This window comes from Mesorhizobium sp. M8A.F.Ca.ET.202.01.1.1, assembly GCF_004791595.1.
In the GTDB taxonomy this organism is placed as follows: domain Bacteria; phylum Pseudomonadota; class Alphaproteobacteria; order Rhizobiales; family Rhizobiaceae; genus Mesorhizobium.
The window spans coordinates 1-304 of the sequence record NZ_SRUN01000232.1; the positions used below are offsets into that span (position 1 = coordinate 1).

Here is a 304-nt window from a genome sequence, read left to right on the forward strand (position 1 = left end):
ATCCTGCTGCCCGCCGTCTTCTTCATCGTCATCGGCGTCCTCACGGCTCACCGCGGCGGCGCCGAGGCCGAAGCTGGCGAAGTCGTCGCCGAGCGCCTGGCGGATATCGACGGCGAACTCGCGGTCGTCTTCTTCCAAGCCGTCGATCTTGTTTTCGGCGCGTTCCGCCAGCGCCTCCGACTTCCGGCGAAGCTTCTGCGCATCGGTGATCGCGCGGATGACGCCCTTGTTGACGCCCTGCTTCTTGGCGTCTTCCAGGATGGATTTCTGATCGTCGTTGGCGATCTTCTGGATCGCTCGCTTC

At 63.8% G+C, this 304-nt stretch carries 1 protein-coding gene; it reads right to left on the minus strand.

The window, feature by feature from the left end; translation table 11 throughout:
* Positions 1 to 304, minus strand: a 304-nt coding sequence (locus tag EN845_RS35755; RefSeq protein ID WP_189587452.1) for a hypothetical protein, incomplete at both ends; no start/stop codon positions are given.